General features: G+C 58.6%; 19 protein-coding genes and 2 tRNA genes. 11 read left to right on the plus strand and 10 right to left on the minus strand.

Features of this window, described 5'->3' with window-relative positions; translation table 11 throughout:
• Positions 1-49: 49 nt before the first annotated feature.
• A complete protein-coding gene (locus tag IFT66_RS03725; RefSeq protein ID WP_192076797.1) occupies positions 50-838 on the minus strand; it encodes a competence/damage-inducible protein A in 789 nt (262 codons plus the stop codon).
• A 284-nt stretch (positions 839-1,122) separates the two neighbouring features.
• Here IFT66_RS03725 and wrbA point away from each other — a divergent pair, with 284 nt between their 5' ends.
• The 6 genes from wrbA (at position 1,123) to IFT66_RS03755 (ending at position 6,118) form a co-directional block, all read left to right on the plus strand.
• Positions 1,123-1,722, plus strand: coding sequence for an NAD(P)H:quinone oxidoreductase type IV (gene wrbA, locus IFT66_RS03730; protein WP_062581387.1), 600 nt, complete (start codon positions 1,123-1,125; stop codon positions 1,720-1,722).
• A 121-nt stretch (positions 1,723-1,843) separates the two neighbouring features.
• Positions 1,844-1,929, plus strand: a tRNA-Leu gene (locus IFT66_RS03735).
• A 74-nt stretch (positions 1,930-2,003) separates the two neighbouring features.
• A complete protein-coding gene (locus IFT66_RS03740; protein ID WP_192076798.1) occupies positions 2,004-2,903 on the plus strand; it encodes an alpha/beta hydrolase in 900 nt (299 codons plus the stop codon).
• 150 nt (positions 2,904-3,053) lie between these two features.
• Positions 3,054-4,313 (plus strand): threonine ammonia-lyase, encoded by a 1,260-nt coding sequence (gene ilvA / locus IFT66_RS03745; RefSeq protein WP_092662070.1) that lies wholly within the window; start codon positions 3,054-3,056, stop codon positions 4,311-4,313.
• A gap of 68 nt (positions 4,314-4,381) precedes the next feature.
• On the plus strand, positions 4,382-4,702 hold the full coding sequence (locus tag IFT66_RS03750; RefSeq protein WP_192076799.1) for an HlyU family transcriptional regulator: 321 nt from the start codon (positions 4,382-4,384) through the stop codon (positions 4,700-4,702).
• A gap of 129 nt (positions 4,703-4,831) precedes the next feature.
• A complete protein-coding gene (locus IFT66_RS03755) occupies positions 4,832-6,118 on the plus strand; it encodes a GGDEF domain-containing protein (RefSeq protein WP_174196768.1) in 1,287 nt (428 codons plus the stop codon).
• A gap of 2 nt (positions 6,119-6,120) precedes the next feature.
• Here the strand turns inward: IFT66_RS03755 and IFT66_RS03760 are convergent, their stop codons facing one another.
• Entirely contained in the window at positions 6,121-6,738 is a 618-nt protein-coding gene (locus IFT66_RS03760) for an FMN-dependent NADH-azoreductase (protein WP_062581389.1), read from the minus strand.
• Positions 6,739-6,872: 134 nt separating this feature from the next.
• Between IFT66_RS03760 and IFT66_RS03765 the strand changes: the two genes are divergently transcribed.
• Positions 6,873-7,841, plus strand: a complete 969-nt coding sequence (locus IFT66_RS03765) for a LysR family transcriptional regulator (protein ID WP_192076800.1) — start codon at positions 6,873-6,875, stop codon at positions 7,839-7,841.
• 35 nt (positions 7,842-7,876) lie between these two features.
• Here the strand turns inward: IFT66_RS03765 and IFT66_RS03770 are convergent, their stop codons facing one another.
• Positions 7,877-9,877, minus strand: coding sequence for a bifunctional 2',3'-cyclic-nucleotide 2'-phosphodiesterase/3'-nucleotidase (locus tag IFT66_RS03770; protein WP_192076801.1), 2,001 nt, complete (start codon positions 9,875-9,877; stop codon positions 7,877-7,879).
• 272 nt (positions 9,878-10,149) lie between these two features.
• On the opposite strand from IFT66_RS03770, the gene IFT66_RS03775 reads away from it, so the two are divergent.
• Positions 10,150-10,851, plus strand: a complete 702-nt coding sequence (locus IFT66_RS03775) for a PadR family transcriptional regulator (protein WP_192076802.1) — start codon at positions 10,150-10,152, stop codon at positions 10,849-10,851.
• A gap of 10 nt (positions 10,852-10,861) precedes the next feature.
• Here IFT66_RS03775 and IFT66_RS03780 read toward each other — a convergent pair whose 3' ends face one another.
• The 5 genes from IFT66_RS03780 to IFT66_RS03800 all read right to left on the minus strand — a co-directional run bounded on the left by IFT66_RS03780 (position 10,862) and on the right by IFT66_RS03800 (position 14,704).
• On the minus strand, positions 10,862-11,326 hold the full coding sequence (locus IFT66_RS03780) for a DUF1203 domain-containing protein (protein WP_092662080.1): 465 nt from the start codon (positions 11,324-11,326) through the stop codon (positions 10,862-10,864).
• Between the two features lie 70 nt (positions 11,327-11,396).
• The gene (locus IFT66_RS03785) at positions 11,397-11,954 is read right to left on the minus strand and encodes a GNAT family N-acetyltransferase (protein ID WP_192076803.1); all 558 of its coding nucleotides are present in this window, start codon (positions 11,952-11,954) and stop codon (positions 11,397-11,399) included.
• A 2-nt stretch (positions 11,955-11,956) separates the two neighbouring features.
• Positions 11,957-12,838, minus strand: a complete 882-nt coding sequence (sseA, locus tag IFT66_RS03790) for a 3-mercaptopyruvate sulfurtransferase (protein ID WP_192076804.1) — start codon at positions 12,836-12,838, stop codon at positions 11,957-11,959.
• 66 nt (positions 12,839-12,904) lie between these two features.
• The gene (locus IFT66_RS03795) at positions 12,905-13,642 is read right to left on the minus strand and encodes an alanyl-tRNA editing protein (RefSeq protein WP_192076805.1); all 738 of its coding nucleotides are present in this window, start codon (positions 13,640-13,642) and stop codon (positions 12,905-12,907) included.
• Between the two features lie 24 nt (positions 13,643-13,666).
• Positions 13,667-14,704, minus strand: a complete 1,038-nt coding sequence (locus IFT66_RS03800; protein WP_192076806.1) for a cysteine synthase A — start codon at positions 14,702-14,704, stop codon at positions 13,667-13,669.
• 401 nt (positions 14,705-15,105) lie between these two features.
• Here IFT66_RS03800 and IFT66_RS03805 point away from each other — a divergent pair, with 401 nt between their 5' ends.
• A complete protein-coding gene (locus tag IFT66_RS03805; protein WP_249406335.1) occupies positions 15,106-15,657 on the plus strand; it encodes a cupin domain-containing protein in 552 nt (183 codons plus the stop codon).
• Positions 15,658-15,740: 83 nt separating this feature from the next.
• On the opposite strand, the gene IFT66_RS03810 is transcribed toward IFT66_RS03805, so the two are convergent.
• Positions 15,741-15,983, minus strand: a complete 243-nt coding sequence (locus IFT66_RS03810; protein ID WP_062457603.1) for a DUF982 domain-containing protein — start codon at positions 15,981-15,983, stop codon at positions 15,741-15,743.
• 325 nt (positions 15,984-16,308) lie between these two features.
• Between IFT66_RS03810 and IFT66_RS03815 the strand changes: the two genes are divergently transcribed.
• Positions 16,309-16,593 carry a hypothetical protein gene (locus tag IFT66_RS03815; protein ID WP_156461830.1) on the plus strand — a complete coding sequence of 95 codons (285 nt, stop codon included), beginning with the start codon at positions 16,309-16,311 and terminating at the stop codon, positions 16,591-16,593.
• Between the two features lie 230 nt (positions 16,594-16,823).
• On the opposite strand, the gene IFT66_RS03820 is transcribed toward IFT66_RS03815, so the two are convergent.
• Positions 16,824-16,898, minus strand: a tRNA-Asn gene (locus IFT66_RS03820).
• A gap of 181 nt (positions 16,899-17,079) precedes the next feature.
• Between IFT66_RS03820 and IFT66_RS03825 the strand changes: the two genes are divergently transcribed.
• A complete protein-coding gene (locus tag IFT66_RS03825; protein ID WP_062457597.1) occupies positions 17,080-17,343 on the plus strand; it encodes a PGPGW domain-containing protein in 264 nt (87 codons plus the stop codon).
• Positions 17,344-17,371 lie beyond the last annotated feature (28 nt).

The raw sequence follows: 17,371 nt of genomic DNA on the forward strand, positions 1-17,371 counted from the left end.
TCGGGCTTGGTCGATCGACTTGGGGAAGGCCAGCTCGCGCAGGTCTCTCTCAGGCGTCCGCCGTCGGGTTGTCGGCAATCCGGGTGCCGTCGATATTGGCAATCATGTCCGCGACAGCCTGCGCGGCCCCGTCCAGAACCTGCGGATCGCGGGCGCGGACCACCAGCTCGGTTGAAAAGCGCTTGCCGTCGTATTTTGGATAAGAGCCGATGCTGGTCTCCGGATGCGCCTTCTGCACAGCCGCAAGCGGGGTTCCGATATCGCCCTCGCCATAAGGGCAGGCAATTGCCCGCGACAGCACTTTCGAGCCCGATTTGAGCGTCGGCAGAACATTGTCCATCATCGCCTGGAACACCTGCGGTACACCGGCCATCACGTGGACATTGCCGATGACGAAGCCGGGTGCCGTTGAAACCGGATTGGCGATATGCGTGGCACCCTGCGGCATCCGCGCCATACGCTGGCGGGCCTCGGTGAATTCCATTTCGCGGCGCTCGTACATCTCGGCGAGCAACCGCATCGCTTCCGGGTCGTGAATGCAGGGCACTTCGAATGCTTTTGAGACTGCATCCGCTGTGATGTCGTCATGGGTCGGGCCGATGCCGCCGGATGTGAAGACGTAATCGTAGCGGGCACGCAAAGCGTTCAGAGCCTCAACGATCGCGTCTTCTTCGTCCGCAACGATGCGCACTTCCTTCAGGTCGATGCCTGAAAGCGTCAGCAGGTCGGCGAGGTGGCCGATATTCTTGTCCTTGGTCCGGCCGGAAAGAAGCTCGTCGCCGATGGCGAGCATCGCCGCGCTGACGAGGGTAGGTGAGGATGACAGGGTATCGGACATGGAGGCGCTCGCTTTCTCATTGCACGGGAACGTTAGCGCGCGCCGGGAAACGATTGCAATCGTTCAATCCAAAAACTGACGTGCGAATGAAACGACAGACATTCGATCGCGTTCAGCAATTGTGGACAGTCCGTGCAGAGATCGCCCTCTGGCCGGTGCCGTGACACTGCGCTAGCTAAGCCTTGAGGCCTGTTAACGGAAAGCGTCCTGCTTGCCATGATCGTGACGTGGTCCGTCGCCGCCTTGCGATCATCATTCCAGCACCTGCAAAGGAATTGAAAACAATGACAAAAGTACTGGTTCTCTACTATTCCTCGTACGGCCATATCGAGACGATGGCGTATGCTGTCGCCGAAGGCGCGCGCTCGGCCGGTGCCGAAGTGACCGTCAAGCGCGTTCCGGAACTGGTTCCTGAAGAGGTTGCCAAGGCATCGCACTTCAAGCTTGATCAGAAGGCTCCGATCGCCACACCGGACGAGCTCGCTGAATACGATGCGATCATCGTCGGTGCCGGCACCCGCTACGGTTCGGTTGCCTCGCAGATGCGCAATTTCTGGGATCAGACCGGTGGCCTGTGGTTCGCCGGCAAGCTGATCGGCAAGGTCGGCTCTGTGTTCACCTCGTCGGCCACCCAGCATGGCGGCCAGGAATCGACGATTCTCGGCTTCATCCCGACCTTCCTTCACCAGGGCATGGCCGTGGTTGGTTTGCCTTACTCCTTCCAGGGCCAGATGGGCACGGAAGAAGTCATGGGTGGCTCCCCTTACGGCGCCACGACCATCACCAACGGCGACGGCTCGCGCCAGCCTTCCGAGATTGAACTCGAAGGCGCACGCTTCCAGGGCGCCCATGTTGCAAAGACTGCAGCCAAGCTCTGCGCCTGATCTGCCCACTTCAAGTGAAAAGCGCGGGGCCTCGGCTCCGCGCTTTTTTGTTGCGCGCCTGCCGCCGCCTGCAATTTCCGTCCTTGACGTCGAAGGCGAACTTCACGAAACAGGAACCCAGGCGGACGTGGCGAAATTGGTAGACGCAGCAGACTTAAAATCTGCCGACCTCAGGTCTTACGGGTTCGACCCCCGTCGTCCGCACCATCATTCTTAACCTTTCCAAATTGAATTGATCTCCTTGCTCTCTACTTCCATCAGGAGCGGTAGGAGAAAAACGTATGCTCAGGGCAATTTTGATCGTTGTGGCCGGTCTATTCGTCAGCGCGAATGCATTCGCGGCTGGCGTCGTGAAGGAAGGCCAGGTGATGGCGAGCCGGATCCTCGGCAAGAATGTCGAGTTTACTCTCTATCTTCCTCCAGGCTACGGATCCGACGAACGGCGATACCCGGTCATCTATCTGATGCACGGTGGTGGCGATGGAAAGAATCAGGACTGGTACCGGTATGGGAACGCCAACCTGATCTTCGACAAACTGATCGAAAGCGGCGAAGTACCGCCCTTCATCGCCGTGACGCCTGAGGGTCGGCGGGACGAGGAAAACAAGTTCAACACCTATTATATGAACGATGCCGACGGAAAATATCTGTGGCAGGATATGTTCGTGAAGGAATTCATTCCGCACGTTGAGGGCTCGTTCCCGGTGATCGCAGGCAAGAAGTCGCGCGGCATTCTGGGCCTTTCCATGGGTGGTTATGCAGCCATGGCCTACGCGCTGAAATATCCGGATCTGTTTGCCGGTGCTGCGGCGCTGAGTGCTGCGTTCAGAACCGATCAGCAGATTGTGACGATGGATCAGGCAGGCTATGACCGTCGGTACGGCAAGGCATGGGGTGAGGGGTTGAGTGGCACGGATCGGCTGAACCAGCCTTACTACGCCAACAGCGTTCTCGATCTCGTCGACAAGACGCCTCCAGACGCAATCCGCAAAACGGAACTCTTCATCGATTGCGGATCGTCCGACAGCTTCTTCGTGGGCAATGCGGAACTGACGGTCAAGCTGCAGAAGCTCGGCGTGCCGCACCGCTTCATGGCGCGTGAAGGTGGCCACGACTGGACCTATTGGCGATCGGGTCTGCCGGAAGCGACCCGGTTCATCGGCAAACTCCTGCATCAATAGTGCCGCGCAGAGCGCGTCGCCATTGCACGAAGATTCTGGGGCATCGATGTTTTTGTTCCCAAAAACGCGCACAGAACGGAAAGTCTGCAAAACGGCCTTGGTCTTGTTACGGCACGTGTGGCATAGCGGATGAAATCGTGAAGAATTGGGATGTTTAGCGTGACGAAGCTCGGTGTCGACGAAGCAAAAGCCGCAATGCGGACGATCTTTCCGGAGACGCCGCTTCAGCTCAACGAACATCTGAGCCGTAAATACGGCGCAGAGATCTGGCTGAAGCGCGAGGACCTGTCTCCGGTCCGCTCCTACAAAATCCGCGGCGCCTTCAACTTTCTTCGCAAGGCGATCGCCGACGGGGCAAAGGATCGCACCTTCGTCTGTGCCTCAGCCGGCAATCACGCGCAGGGATTTGCCTTCGTGTGCCGGCATTTCGAAGTGCCGGGCGTCGTCTTCATGCCGGTAACGACGCCGCAGCAGAAGATCGACAAGACGCGGATCTTCGGCGGCCAGTACATCACCATCAAGCTCGTCGGCGACATCTTTGACCAGTGCTATGCCGCGGCACGCGCCCATGTGGAGGAGACCGGTGGCATGATGGTGCCACCGTTCGATGCGGCTCATATCATCGAGGGGCAGGCGACAGTCGCTGCTGAAATCCTCGAGCAACTGCCGGAAGGCGCAACGCCTGATCTCGTCATCATGCCGGTCGGCGGTGGTGGGCTTGCGTCAGGACTGAGCGGCTATCTTTCCGACGTGGTGGCGAAGGAAAACTTTATTTTCACCGAGCCGACAGGTGCCCCGAGCCTGAAAACCAGCCTCCAGACCGGGTCGCTCGTCACACTCCCGAAGGTCGACAACTTCGTGGATGGCGCTGCGGTTGCGCGGATCGGCGAACTGAATTTCGAGATGCTGAAGGGATTTTCTCCCGATCAGGTTCTGCTCGTTCCCGAAAACGCGATCTGCGTGACGCTCACGGAGATGCTCAACCTCGAAGGCTTTGTGCTGGAGCCCGCCGGTGCTCTGTCGATCACCGCGCTCGAGATGCTCGGCCGCGAGAAGCTGGCCGGAAAGCGGGTAGTCTGCATCGTTTCCGGCGGCAACTTCGATTTCGAACGCCTTCCGGACGTCAAGGAACGGGCGATGCGCTATGCGGGGTTGAAGAAATACTTCATCCTGCGCCTTCCGCAGCGTCCGGGCGCCCTGCGAGACTTTCTCAATCTTCTCGGTCCGGAAGACGATATCGCTCGTTTCGAATACCTGAAGAAGTCGGCCCGCAACTTTGGCTCGATCCTCATCGGCATTGAAACAACCGAGTCCGGAAACTTTGCCGGTCTGCACGAGCGCTTCGAGGCGGCGGGGCTTGGTTACGAGGACATCACCGAAAACGAGATCCTTGCCAACCTGATCATCTGATTTTGTCGAAATCGCACCGGAATGGTCTTCGGATTCCGCCGGTGCCGAGCAAAGGGTAGCACTCATCCATGGCTTCGTTTCTTTCCTCTCTTCTTTCGATGTTTTCCGGCCCGAAATCCGAAACCGCGCCCGCACGGGAAGCCGAGCCGCAGATGCATGCCGAATGCCGCATCTATCCTGCACCGATCAAGGAAGGCAGCCAGTTCCGGCTTGCCGGCCGCATCGAAAAAGATGTCGCTGGCGAAACACTCATCCGCACTTTCGTGCGGGCAGACATGTTCACCTCTGCGGAGGACGCATCCGAATATGCCGTTCGCAAGGCACAGCAGATCATTGATCAGAACGGCGCCTCGCTGTTCTCGGATGGCGCCGTTTCGCGCTCTGCCTGATTGTTCGTCCGTCCCGTGAGATCCTCTATTGCGCCGCAGCAATTTACCGGCATAACTGGCGTTGCGATTATCTAACAAAGTCATGGCTTTGGGATGTGAACGCGAGGTCCGCCAGGCTTAAAAGGCGTGATGATGCAGGTTTTGAACCTCTTTCTGTTCGTTGCAGAAGCGATCGTCTATTTCACGATCATGGCCGCCTTCCTGCATTTCAGGCGCCAGCTTGGCCTTGGCGTGTTCTTGGCTGCGCTCGGTGTGATGCACTTCATGGAGACCTACCTCGCGGCGGTCTTCTATGTCGAGCTGCCGTTCGGGCTGGTATCGCCCGGATCGTCCGTCTTCTTCGCGGGCAAGCTGATGATGATCCTCCTCTTGTACTTGAAAGAGGATGCCTCGACGGTGCGCCAGCCCATCTACGGACTGTTTCTCGGCAATCTCCTGACGGTTCTCATCGCGCAGATCCTGCAGGCGCATCCGGTCGTCACCCTTCCTGCGGGACGGCCTGCCGACATGGTCTTTCTCAACGAGATGGGCTCACTCATGGTATGGGGCACGGCGCTGCTCTATATCGACGCCATCGCCATCATTCTTCTCTATGAGCGTTTCGGCCGGATCTTCAGGCGCCATATCATCCTGCGCTTTGCCGTCAGCGGTGCGATCGTTCTAAGCTTTGACCAGCTTGCCTTCTATTCCGGACTGCGATTGCTGTTCGACGCGCCGCTATCGGTCCTGTTCGGCGGTTGGTACGCCAAAATGCTCGCGGTGATCATCTATTCCGTGCTGCTGCTCGCCTATCTCAAGGTCGAACAGATCCCGAGGCTTGCCTTGTCGCGGCGCGAAATTGCCGACATTTTTCACGATCTGACGTTTCGCGAGCGGTATCAGGCGCTGCTTGCCACAAGCGGCGTCGATCGGTTGACCGGCGTTTTCGATCGCAACCGGCTGGAAGCCGATGCGCCGGCGATGATCAAGCAAAGTATCGACATGCGGCAGCAGCTCAGTCTCGTGATCATCGACGCAGACCGGTTCAAGGACGTGAACGATCTCTTCGGTCACATGAAGGGGGACGAGGTGCTCAAGGACGTGGCAGCACAGCTCAAGGCCCGAACGCGGCCGCGCGATCATCTCTCGCGGTTCGGCGGCGAGGAGTTCGTGCTGATCCTGCCGAACACGAACCACGAAGGAGCCTTGGCGCTCTCCGAACGGCTTCGCCAGGATATCTGCGCGTCTGTCATCAGGCCGGACGGCAAGTGCATCACCGTATCGATCGGAGTGGCGACCACGTCTGACGATGGCGACACATTCGCCACGCTGTTCGGCGTTGCGGACCAACGCCTCTATCACGCAAAGAAAGACGGCCGGGACAATGTCCACGGCCGTCAGGGGCGTCTCGTCTCACCAACCGGTGTGGACGTCTAGGATCAGGCGGCCAGTGCAAGCTGCTGCGTGCGATCCTGTGCGGCGGCAATCGCCTTCTCGTACGCTTCCGGACCGAATGCGGTACCTTCAATGTAGATCACTTCGACATCCGTCATGCCCATGAAGCCAAGAACCGTCTTGAGGTAAGGAACGGCGTGGTTCATCGCCATGGCCGGGCCTTCCGAATAGATGCCGGCGGCCGACAGAACCACATAGACCTTCTTGCCGGTCGCAAGTCCCTGCGGACCTTCGGCTGTGTAGCGGAACGTCATGCCGGCGCGGGCAACGTTGTCGATCCAGCTTTTCAGCGTCGAATAGATATTGAAATTGATCAGGCCCGTGGCAAGCACGACCGTATCGGCGGCGAGCAACTCGGCGACGAGTTCGTCGGACAGTTTCGCTGCTGCCGCTTCCTCGGAATTGCGAGCGTCTGCGGGCTTGCGGATCGCAGATGTGGTCACGGTGTCGAGATGGGCGATCGGGTTCTGACCCAAATCACGGGTCACAACGGTCGCGCCTGGATGCTGGACCTTCAGCTTGTCGACAAATTCCGTAGCAATCTTTGTCGACAGCGATTCGTTGCCGCGAGGGCTGGATGTCACGAGAAGGATGGATGGCATTGCTTTGTTTCCTATGAATTTCTCGACGGTGGGAGACTGGAGGTCGCCTGTCTGAGAAGACAAATAGGAGTAGACGGCAATCGATGGAATGGGGATAATGTCGAAGCTTTCCATCTAAAATCTGGATAGGTCACATGGACGCGAATCCCACCCTCGATCAGCTGCAGGTCTTCATCGCAGTTGCCGAAAGCGGCAGTTTTTCGGCAGCCTCACGTCTGCTGAACCGGGCTCAGTCGGTTGTCAGCTACACGATTGCCAACCTCGAGACGCAGCTCGAAATTCAGTTGTTCGACCGGGCCGGGGCGCGTCAGCCAAAACTGACCGAGGCCGGACGGGCGATGCTGATGGATGCGCGGCGAATTGTTGCCGACCTGCAGATCATGCGGTCTCGGGCAAAGAGCATCACTCAGGGATTGGAAGCCGAGATCACGCTGGCCGTCAGCGTGATGGTGCCGGCCGACGCGGTGGTAAGCCAGCTACGCGAATTCCGAGAGAAATTTCCAAGTGTCGCCCTCAACCTCAGCGTCGGGGAACTCGGCATGGTGATGGGCCAGGTCATCAGTGGGCGGGCCGGTATCGGCATCGGTGGCGCTCTCCTGAAGCAGGACGATTCGCTGGTTGCCGAAAGGATCGGTCATTCCTACCTCTTGCCGGTCGCAGCGCCGGATCATCCATTGGTGGAGCTCAACCGCACACTCACCCTTGCCGATGTGCGCGACGAGACGCAACTGGTCGTGACCGACGCGTCAGGGCTTACCGCAGGGCGTAACTTCAATGTCTTGTCCTACAAGATCTGGCGCATCAGCGACATCGCCACCAAGTATCAGCTGATCAAGGGTGGGCTTGGTTGGGGTGGGCTTCCAGCCTCCCTGGTGCTCGATGACATCCGCAACGGCGATCTGGTCGCGTTGGATATCGACGCGTACGAGCAGGGGCAATATCCGATCTACGCCTTGCGAAAGGCATCCAATCCGCCCGGACCCGCGGGACAGTGGTTGATCGAATCGTTTGCAGCCAAGCTGTCCTCATGTCCAAACCATGATGACCTTCCCGAACTCCTGAAGCAGGAGCCGGAAAGGACGTATTGGCAGGCTGCCGAATAACGCGGGTCCTCGGCCGGACGACTGGATGGGACGCCTCAGAGAACCAGTCTGAACTTCGCGAAACCGTTCTCGCCGTCGCCTGCATCCTCGATCTTCGTCCCCTTCAGACTGCCGGCAAACTGGCGCGCCTTGGGTCCGGTCTCGAACAGGGCCGTGGATCCGGGCTGCGCCTTGAACGACCAGTTGTCGTCGGCCGAAGGATTGATCGTCCCTTGATCGATGATGTAGCGAACAACGACGTCGCGGTTGGTGTCGGGTGCGACGAAAATGACCTTGTCGCTGGCGATCTCCGGAAACTTGCCGCCACCGCCGGCACGGTAGTTATTGGTGACGACGACAAACTTCTGTGCAGGATCGATCGGCTTGCCGTCAAACATCAGGTCGACGATACGGTGAGCATTCTCGTCCAGTACCTTTCCGTCCTTGTCGAAGCGCGACGGCTGGGACAGGTCGATCTGGTAGGTCACGCCATCGATCACGTCGAAATTGTAGGACGGGAAACCGGCGTTGAGCAGCGGAACATCCTTTGATCCCGGCTTGACCTGGTTGAACATGCCAGCCGACATTTCCAGCCAGTTCTTGACCTGCGCGCCCGATATCAGCACGGCCTGAACCGTGTTGGGATAGAGATAGAGATCCGCGACATTCTTGATGGCGATGTCGCCGGTCGGGACGTCGGTGAAGTAATCCGCACCGCCGCGACCGCCGGCCTTGAAGGGAGCAGCGGCGGACAGCACCGGGAGGTCCTTGTACTCGCCATCCTTCAGCATGTCCTTGATGTACCAGGTCTGCGCATTCGAAACGATCTGCACCGATGGATCATCCGCGACCAGCGCGAAGTAGGAATAGAGCGGCGCGGATGTCTTGCCGACCGGACGGCGAATATAGGCAAGCGTCGCCTCGTGTTCCGGCTTGATGGCCGCGGTGACCTCAGGCTTGTCCTTGACGTCGGCAACGATCTTGCGATTTTCGTCGCGGTGATAGATCGGTCTGACTTCCGAGGTGGAATCGACGATCTTCCAGCCGCTGCCATCCTTTTCGATCAACAGGTCGATCAGACCCATATGGGAGCCCCAGAACCCGGCCATGACGGCGGGCTTGCCCATCAGCGTGCCTTTCTTGGCATCAGCGCCGGCAATGCCCTCGAAATCCTTTGGACCCGGGAAGACCAGATGCTGGTGGCCGGTGAAGATCGCATCGATACCCTCGATCCCTGCGAGATAAAGAGACGCGTTTTCCATCCGATCGCTCTGGCCGGAACCATCGATGCCGGAATGGGAGAGGGCGATGACGATGTCGGCGCCTTCCTCCTTCATGACGGGCACCCAGGCCTTGGCAGCATCGACGATATCGCGCGTCTGCGCCTTGCCCTCAAGATTCTTGCTATCCCAGGTCATGATCTGTGGCGGCACGAAGCCGATGAAGCCGACCTTGATCGGGGTCGACTGGCCGGAACCGTCGCGGATCTGCTTTTCGATGATCACGTAGGGTTTGAAGAAGAGATCGTCGTCTTTGGCGTTGGAGGCAAGCTGGCCCTTGGTCAGGTTGGCGCAGACATGCGGAAAGCCGGATCCTGCAAGAACCTTGAACAGGAAATCGAGGCCGTAGTTGAATTCGTGGTTTCCAAGCGTGCCGACGTCATATCCCAGCACGTTCATCGCAGTGATCACAGGATGCTTGTCGCCCTCCTTCATGCCACGCTCATAGGCGATGTAGTCCCCGAGCGGATTACCCTGCAGGAAGTCACCGTTGTCGATCAGCATCGAATTTCCGGCTTCGGCTCGAATCGAATCGATGATCGAGGCGGTACGGGCCAGTCCAAGTGTGTCGTTCGGCTTGTCGGCATAATAATCATAAGGGAAGACATGCACGTGGATGTCTGTCGTCTCCATCAGCCGCAGATGCGCCTGGTTGGCGGCCGCGCGTGCCGCAAACGGGTGGAGCATGACCAGCGCCGATGTGGCCGCAATGCCACCGAGAAGGGATCGGCGCGAGACCGCATGATTTTCGAAAAGGTCTTTGGTAAAAAGCGACATCTAATATCTCCCTCCGGATCACTGATGGAGGCGAGCTTAGGCACAATAGCCCAAGGACGCATCCCTTAAATGACGGTCGGCGAAAGTTCGGTGACTGCCGGGTAATGACGCGACGGTCAATCCGGATCGGCCGCACCGCGCGCCGCAGATAGCTCGAAAAAAATCCGCCACAAAAACCAAAAGGATATGACTTAGATATATCTGGCAGCTTGCAGCGTTGCGAAAATGTGCTAGTTTTAGATATATCGAAAGATACTCTAAAGGAGAGTAAGATGTTTCAACGATTTGAAGCCCACAGAAGCTGCAACGCCGATCGCTCGGGCTTCGAGGGACTGTTCACCATACGGGGCGGTCCGTTCAGCAAAGGCTTTGCGGGTAGGGGCTTTGGCGGAAAAGGCGGGCCGGGCGGTGGTCGTGGCTTCGGCGATGATGGCGAGGGTCGTATCGGTCGCTTTCTGATGCAGGGCGATCTCAGACTGGTCGTCCTGGCCTTGATCGAGAAAGAAGCCCGCCACGGCTACGAGATCATAAAACATATCGAAGATATGACGTATGGTTTCTACGCACCCAGCCCCGGCGTCATCTATCCGACGCTGACCTATCTTGAAGAAGCCGGTTACGTGACGGCTGAAGCGGATGGCAACAAGAAGCGTTACACCATCACTGACGAGGGCCGTGCGCACCTCGATGAGAACCGCAGTTTCGCAACGACCATCCTCGAGCGCTTGTCCGAGCTGGCTGAAAAGATCAAGCAGAAGCAGGAACGGCACGAACACCACCGCGATCACGACAGGGGGCCACATCATGACCGCGGCCCGGCTCTGCCGCGCAGTGTGGAAGCGGCGCTTCTCAACCTGAGAGAAGTGTCGGCTCGCAGGATCGAACAAAACGACAAGGCTGCGGGCGATCTCGTGCGGCAGCTCCTCGATTTTGCCGAAAAGCTGGAGCGGGACGGCGGAGACCCGCAGGCATAAGGGGCTCCTGCTAAGCCGCGTCAATCCGGCACTGGAAACAGTTGTTGCGGGCCGAACGAACGTGGACATAGGCGATATCGGCGCGTTGAAGCAGGTCTTCGGCGCGCCGCATGATTTCGGACGTCGGGGTCACCGCACCCGTGCCATAGACGATCCTGTTATCTTCTGCATAACCCCGGACGATGTAATCGGGACTGACCAGAATTGGCGGTAGAACCTCTTCCGCGATAAACCGTGGGCAGGGCGTCTTATGCAGGAAGATGGGACCGGTTTCGGCATAGGGCTGCGTTGTCGGAAACGGTCGATAGGCAAGAACGAACAGGCTTTCGCCCGCGTCGATATTCCTGAGACAATGGCGGCAGGGATATCCGGGACCATCCGAGATCATGGTCTCCGGCTGGTGTCCGTAGGAATCGCTGCCTCCGTTCCATAGATGCTCTGCGTGGTCACCCGGGATCGCGTTGAAGATTGGCATGGTCGTCTCCTTTTCTATATATAGGAGATGACCCGTCGGGCTTTGAAGCGCCACCCGATCCTTGCGCGAGCTAGCTGTCCAGCACCTTTACCAGTTCCGCGCTGGTCATCGGCACGATCTCGGCCTCGTATGTCGAGACGGGCGAAAAACCCATCATCTGGTAGAGCTGCAGCGCTCGGGGATGGTCGAGCGAATTGGTGGTGACGGTGACCTTCTCCGGGTTGTTCTGCCACGCAGAATAAAGAGCCTGCGTCAGGAACCACTTGCCGATGCCGAGCCCGAGGGCCCGTTCGAACAGGCCGAAATAGGACAGCTCTACGACGTTGTCGTCAGTAGAGTTCAGCTCGTAGAAGCCGGCTGGCGATCCGTCGACTAGAAGGATCGTGATCGAACAGCGCGGGTTGTGGATCGCGGCCGCAAGCTCGGCGTCGGACAGCCGCAGCCTATCGTACCAGTGCCAGCGTTTGCCGACTTGCCGGTATAGGTACCGGTAGAAATGCAACGGCACTTCGGTAGCGCGTATGATGGCGGTTTGAATGTTGGCCGGAATCGATATGCTTGTCTTGGGCGCGGCCGTCATTTCCAGAACGGTGACGCGCGCCTTCAGCGGTACGGGCTTTTTCGCCATCGTTACGCCTGCGACGAGATTGCAGGGGTAGGCTTAGCCGGTCCTGTCTCGATCGGCGTGTCCGAGCGTCCGCCCCATTCCGTCCAAGACCCGTCATAAAGCGCGTTGTCCTCATGCCCGAGCGATTCCAGCGCAAGCGTGATGATCGCAGCGGTAATGCCCGAACCGCAGCTCGTCACGACCGGGCGCCCCAAATCGATTCCCGCGGCTTCAATAGCCTGGCGCAGTTCGGGTATCGTCTTCAGCTTGCCGTTTGTCGAAAAGCTGCTGGAGGGAGCGTTGACGGCACCCGGCATGTGACCGGAGCGCATGCCAGCGCGGGGTTCCGGCTCTGTGCCGGTAAAGCGTCCGGCCGGCCGTGCATCGGCGATCTGGCTTGTACGATCGCTGACGAACGACATCATCTGATGGTAGTCGATGACCTTGTCGAGGCGAAGCTCCGAATCGAAATTGGACGCAACCGGCGAGGGGATTTCGGTTTCGAGCGCGCGCCCTTCCGCCTTCCAGCCATCGAGGCCACCGTCCAGGATAAACACCTGTTTCGCACCCATGATGCGGAACAGCCACCAGCCACGCGGCGAAGAAAAGATGCCCGGACCGTCATAGATGACGATGCGGTCATTCTCGCTGATGCCGAGCTTGCCGACAGCATCGGCAAACACATCGGGCGAGGGCACCATATGTGGGAGGCCGGTGGAATGATCCGCGACTTTGTCGTGATCGAAACGCACGGCACCGGGAATATGCCCTGCCGCATATTCGGCATCTGCATCGCGGTTGTGGGCAGGCAAGTAGAAGGAGGCGTCGACGATTCTCAAATCCGGGCTTCCGAGCTCGTTTTCGAGCCACTCGGACGAAACGACGAAACGGCTGGTGTCGCTCATGTCAAAACTCCTACCTTGATAAAACGCGGTATTCGGTGAGAAACCGGTTCGGACAAACGAGTGTCTTCAGGCATCCGCGGCGATATCGCCGAACCGGATCCGGAAGCGACGGTTTTCCTTGCCCTTTTTCTCGATTTTGGAAATGTGGATAGCGCCCACTTCCCCGGTGTTTGCAACATGTGTGCCGCCGCACGGCTGGCTGTCAACGCTCGAATCCTCGCCGATGCAGACAAGGCTGACGCGCCCGAGCCCGACCGGCGGCCGGACGTTCTTCGATTTGACGATGCCAGGGTTGGCCGCCAGTTCCGCGTCGGTGATCCATTGCAGGTAGACCGGATGGTTCTGCGTGACGAGATCCATCAAGCCGGCGGTCACCTCGTCCTTGTCGATCACGGCCGTCATGTCGAAATCGACACGCGATTCGTCTTCGCCGACTGCGGCACCGGTGATCGGGTAGGAGCAGACGACCGACAGCAGATGGCAGGCCGTATGCATTCGCATCAGCTTGTGCCGTCTGTCCCAGTCGACATGCATGACAACAGTTTCGCCGACCGTCGGCCGCGGCTCGCCTTCGAGTGGAACGTGGACGACGATGTCCTTCGTCTCGCCGTGCCGTGTCTGGCCAAGCTTGATCCTGGTTCCGTCGGCGCGCTCCAGACTGCCGGTATCACCAGGTTGCCCCCCAGATGTCGCATAGAAGCAGGTGCGGTCGAATTCGATGCCGCCATCCTCATGGATCGCGGTAACAACCGCCTCCAGTGTCGAGAGATAGAAGTCGTCGCGATAGAGGAGTTCGGTTGCCATCGGTTCTGTTCTCTGCGGTCGGTTTCAGACGGTTTCGAACGGAATATCGATCTTGGTCTTCTTCGTGAGCCAGCCCGGAACCGGCAGGCCCTTGGACTGCAGAAAATCCGGGTTGAAAAGTTTGGACTGATAGCGGTTGCCGTAGTCGCAAAGGATCGTCACGATCGTATGGCCGGGACCGAGATCCTTCGCGAGGCGCATCGCGCCAGCGATGTTGATGCCGGAAGAGCCGCCAAGGCAAAGCCCCTCGTTCTCGATCAGATCGAACACGATCGGCAGCGCTTCAGCGTCCGAAATGCGATAGGAAAAGTCAGGCGCAAACCCTTCGAGATTGGCGGTGATACGTCCCTGACCGATGCCCTCGGTGATCGAACTTCCCTCGGATTTCATCTCGCCGTGCGCATAAAATTCGTAGAGTGCGGCGCCTTCCGGATCCGCTATGCCGATCTTGACGCCGGGCTTAAGCGCCCGCAACGCCATGGCTGTACCGACCAGCGTACCGCCGGAGCCGACTGCGCAGACGAAGCCGTCCACCTTGCCGCCCGTCTGTTCGAAGATCTCGGGGCCCGTCATCTCGATATGGGCCTGCCGGTTGGCAACATTGTCGAACTGGTTTGCCCAGATCGCGCCCGCAGGTTCCGTCTTGGCAAGCTGCTCGGCAAGGCGACCGGAAACCTTCACATAGTTGTTCGGGTTCTTGTAGGGAACGGCTGGTACTTCCACGAGCTCGGCGCCCATCAGTCTCAGCGCGTCCTTCTTCTCCTGGCTCTGGGTCTCCGGAATGACGATGACGGTTCGATACCCCAATGCCTTTGCGACCAGGGTCAGACCAATACCGGTATTGCCGGCGGTCCCTTCGACGATCACTCCGCCCGGCTTCAGAAGCCCCTTCTTCTCGGCATCTCTAATGATATAGAGCGCTGCGCGATCCTTGACCGACTGACCGGGATTGAGAAATTCGGCCTTGCCGAGAATCTCGCATCCGGTTGCAACGGATGCAGCCGCCAGCCTGATGAGCGGCGTATTGCCGATGAGGTCGAGAACAGAAGATTGTATTGCCATGGGAAATGCCTTCTTTTTCAAGGATCATGTAATCAGGCTGCATTCGGCGGGCAAGGCATCCGCGCCAAGAAAATCCTTTCCGCGCATCGCGCGCGATGTGATCGCCCCCGCATACCGAGGACTGTCATCTACCGGACAATACCGGCAGGTTTATCGACATGGCTCGGATGCAACTGTATAATACATCCTTCGCCCTGCACTACGCAGAGTGGAGCGCTCGGTTTTGGTTTCAGACGATTCGACCTGATGGCATTGATTTTGAGAACTGAATTTCGTTCACGCCAACGATTGTGGCTTAGTTTATGCATCTGAATATTGAGAGAGTCGATTTTCTGATCTCGCAATACGTAGCCGGCTCTCTGCCAAAGGCAGCCCACGTCTTGTTAGGTTCCCATCTGCAGATGCAGAAACCCAATGCCCAGCTTGTCGATGCCCTTCAGCGACTGGCCGGCGATGGGTTGGAAGACATGACCTGCGATGAGACGTTGTCCCGTGAATTTCGAGACAGGGCCATCAGCGATATTGTCAGATCGGACCCGCCGGAATGGAGCGTGTTGCCACGGGAGCAAGGTTCCCAGTTGCCGGCCCTGTTGCGGGATTATACGGGGAAAGACCTGACCTCTATTCCGTGGCGGCGCAAGCTGCCGGGACTGCGCGAGCATGTTATCGAACGGTCGCCCGACGTGGAAGCAAGTCTCCTCTGGGCCCGTCCTGGGAGGGCACTTCCAAACCATGGCCACAACGGTCTTGAACTCACGCTGGTGATCGAAGGCGAATTCCACGATCACCGCGGAAACTTCACGCAGGGCGACATATCGGTCGCTGACGAGACGCTCGATCACCGGCCGATCGTTGGTGATTCGGGGCCGTGCGTCTGCTTTTCCGTCCTGTTTGCACCGATCGCTCTCAGCGGATCGCCGATCCAGCTCATGGGCGATATGATCGGACTTTAAAGCCGAACACTGTCATCGAATGGTTGGTCCGCTGCCAACCATTCGTCAATCGGCCAGAACTGAAGACGCAGCAGTCAGACCAATCAGTTTACGTGCATTTGCGCTTCGCTCACGGCCTGCTCGAAAAACTGTCGCGCGTCCTCCGGCGAACGACGGCCGTCGAGGGCAGCCCGGCAGGCACTGCGCGCCCGCACGAAATGCGGACCCCGAAGATCCGGCCAGTGGTCCAGTAGCAGGATGAGGGCCTCGGATGGCCCATTGATTACCTCGGTCCCAAGATTCCCAAACGCGACTTTGACCGGTTTTTGCCAGTTCGGCTGCGGCATAGTTGTCTCCTCCCTAAGTCAACTGTCCTCTACCTCCAGCCTAGCGCAATGTTCCATTAGGACAAGCGGATTTTCCGGGTTCGGATGTGTGGGGGCATTTAAGGGCCGGCATCGCCGGGCACTGTGCCCAGGGACGGGTCGTCGTGACACCGCCTCAAGGAACGCGATCGAATTAGCCTGTCTGCTCATTTCAAGGCACGAGAACAACTGTCGCCACTCGCGACGTCCGCGGCATCTGCCGGCAACAGTCGCGCCGGTTCAGGCGTCTCCGCTGGACGCGGAACTTCGGCCAGATACGCATGTTCTGGTTTCAGGAGGAAAAATAATGGCTAATTACATGTGGTTTATCGTCGTCGCAGGCGGAGCAGCAATGCTTGGGCTCGCACTTGCGTACGGTTCCTACAAGGAGAGCCGACATCGCTCTCTGATTCCGTTGGCCGGCTTGGCCGTTGCGATCGCCGTCGGCGTCGCGGTTAGCATCGGCGTCACGCAGGCTCCGACCGCCAACAGTGTGCCGCCCGATCCGCAGGGCACGCATTACGATACGCCGGCTGCCCCATCCCGCGAAAACGCGCTTCCCGGCACGCCCGCACCCTCGGATCAGAAGTGAAGACGACTTTGAGATGAGCGCGAGCAAACAGAAGACTCACGTTGCAACTTGGCGGATCGCGACCGGCTTGCTTCTTTAGCTGTGGAACTGCACGCAACAGCGTTACACATTCCCGAACGCGAAACCGCTCGCGATATCAAGTTGCTTTTTCGCTTTGTCAAAATTCGGGAAGTGGAAAAGCGCCTGTCTTCGGATACGGATCAACAAAAACAGGCGCTCATCGCAGAATTTGGCTCCCCGGGCCGGATTCGAACCGGCGACCTGTCGATTAACAGTCGAATGCTCTACCGCTGAGCTACCAGGGAACAACCGCGCTTGCGGTGTGAGCGGGGTAATACAAATGCTTCACGCATTTGCCAAGCGGTTTTTTCAAAAAAATTAGGTCCGGCTTGTTTTATCCCCATGCATCCCCATCTCGCCCCTACAAAAAAGCGTTTAGTTGGAGCCGTATACGTGGTGGAAAAACCTCAAGGCAGGCGGTTTGGAATGGATCCGGGGCAGGGTCGTCTCTTCATCGCAGGGCGGTCCATTCCGATGCCGCGCTCGCGCGTGGCGCGGCTCTGCATCGGAACCGTTCTTATCGTCGGCGGCATTCTGGGATTCCTGCCGATTCTGGGCTTCTGGATGGTGCCGCTGGGTATCTTGATCCTGTCGCAGGATCTCGCTTTCGTCAGACGACGACGTCGTCGTCTGGAAGTCTGGTGGGGTCGCAGGCGCCGCGAGAAACAAGCGGCTTCGCTTCGGAAATGACATGATGTCAACCATACCGGGAGAAGCT

The organism is Rhizobium sp. CFBP 13726 (assembly GCF_014841925.1).
Lineage (GTDB): Bacteria > Pseudomonadota > Alphaproteobacteria > Rhizobiales > Rhizobiaceae > Neorhizobium > Neorhizobium soli.